Source organism: Levilactobacillus muriae, assembly GCF_045862015.1.
Taxonomy (GTDB): domain Bacteria; phylum Bacillota; class Bacilli; order Lactobacillales; family Lactobacillaceae; genus Levilactobacillus; species Levilactobacillus muriae.
Genome location: NZ_BAAFRU010000060.1, coordinates 1 through 1,624, shown reverse-complemented (window position 1 = coordinate 1,624; position 1,624 = coordinate 1). Strand labels below are relative to the sequence as shown.

Below are 1,624 nucleotides of genomic sequence, written 5' to 3'. Positions count from 1 at the left end.
CTGACTAAGTCATTAGTCCTCATCTGGATCGTTGAGCCAATCAGCGACCTCTTTAGCGTCTTTGAACTCGGTGACTGGTGTCCCTTCGGTCGCCTTTAAAAAGCGTAAATTAGCTCTTTCTTCTTCGCTTAAAGACGCATTAAAAGGTAAAGCACCATTAGCAACAATCCGCTTGTAAAACATGTTAATGGCCGTGGTTGGATTTAAGCCCAATTCGCTTAAAACTGCTTCGGTATCATCGGCCAAATCTTTATCAATCTTGACTTGGACCCGTTTCTTTTCCTTAACTGCCATGATTGTCTCATCTCCTTTCTTTTACTACTACCATTATACTACCTTTTGAGTACCTTATCAATAGATAAAGCCCTGGCCTCAAATCACTTGAGCTTGGCGTTGATCTAAAGGCTGAACTTTTGAGCTGATTAGCCTGGTTAGCTCTGACACTTATTTAAAAGCCCCTATTCTTCTGTTTAATCCATTTAAATCTAGCTTAAGTATAAAGAGGTGTGTAAGTCTTAAAACCGCTTAGAAAGTATTCTGAAGTCTTTTATGACTAGTAGTACAACCCACTGTTGTCGTTGTCGGCCGGCTTTTCTTTTTCGGGGTGTTTGGCCGCATATTCTCTAGCCGCTTGTTTATTCCACCAAACGCCAAATAGGTTTTGCATGGTGCCGTACAGGTAATTTTCCACGTTCTTGATGTGCTTCTCATTACTTCTTAGGGCGTTAAAGTAACGTCTCAAGGCTTTAGTCATTAAAAATTTAAGTTCTTCGTCGTCCAGTGGGATTATGACGCCAATATCTTTATGATCCTTCTCAACTCGGTACTTAGCATTTAAGATAATACCAACGAAGCGACGCATCTGTTGCGAGGTACGGCACCAAAAACTAAGCAGTATTCATCATGTTACAGCACCCAAGTAAAAGCTACGAAGATAAAAACATTCATCCTCAAAATATGTAACCTAGAAAAAAGACCTCCAGTGTTAAACCGGGAGCCTTTTTTAGTATACCAATTTCTACTTCACATAAGGCGGCTTATCCCAAGTAAACCCTTCATGCCCTGATAAAACAACGATCCATTATTTGGCCTTTGTGAAATTTGACGGGAGAGGAGTGGTCTAGATGAAAAATCCCCAAAAAATCAGTAAACTCACTTTGTGAATTTAACCGCCTAAACTCCTAGACCATTGCGCCAATCGTGCCTGACACCAGTCCAAAAAATCCCGTTCTGAAATCGTTGGTGTTCCCGTCAATAACTTTTTTGTGATGGGCTCCTCACCTAAAGCCGTCTCAATTAACCCAACCACTAAATAATCTGTCTGTTTCGTAACCCAATTTTGTGGTTTCGCCCCAAAGACTTTCGCCAAACTAAAAGCTTGATCCCGAGTCATGGTAGTTAGACGTCCGGTAAAAGCAATCTCACAATCTCTTAAATCAAGCATTTTAAATCATCAACTTTCTTGATTCTAATGTTGGTTTTGACTTGACGGGTTATGGTTTTCCATTCAGTTTAGAGGGAGTGACGTTTTGAGCGCAGAATTGTTCCCTGGAATCAGCTATTTGGAATAACTGAACCAGAGTACAATTCTACTACTAAAAGTTTCCCCTTAGTTCGTCGGTCG

Annotated in this window: 2 protein-coding genes and 1 pseudogene; all 3 read right to left on the bottom strand. The window is 40.7% G+C overall.

Going from position 1 to position 1,624, the window contains the following annotated elements; genetic code table 11:
* Positions 1–12: 12 nt before the first annotated feature.
* The 3 genes and pseudogenes from ACKTSF_RS14445 to ACKTSF_RS14435 all read right to left on the bottom strand — a co-directional run bounded on the left by ACKTSF_RS14445 (position 13) and on the right by ACKTSF_RS14435 (position 1,444).
* Positions 13–294 (bottom strand): type II toxin-antitoxin system RelB/DinJ family antitoxin, encoded by a 282-nt coding sequence (locus ACKTSF_RS14445; RefSeq protein ID WP_002819873.1) that lies wholly within the window; start codon positions 292–294, stop codon positions 13–15.
* A 259-nt stretch (positions 295–553) separates the two neighbouring features.
* Positions 554–895 (bottom strand): annotated as a pseudogene (locus tag ACKTSF_RS14440) (replication initiator protein A); the annotation flags it as partial.
* 270 nt (positions 896–1,165) lie between these two features.
* Entirely contained in the window at positions 1,166–1,444 is a 279-nt protein-coding gene (locus tag ACKTSF_RS14435) for a BRCT domain-containing protein (RefSeq protein WP_020923847.1), read from the bottom strand.
* Between the last annotated feature and the right edge of the window lie 180 nt (positions 1,445–1,624).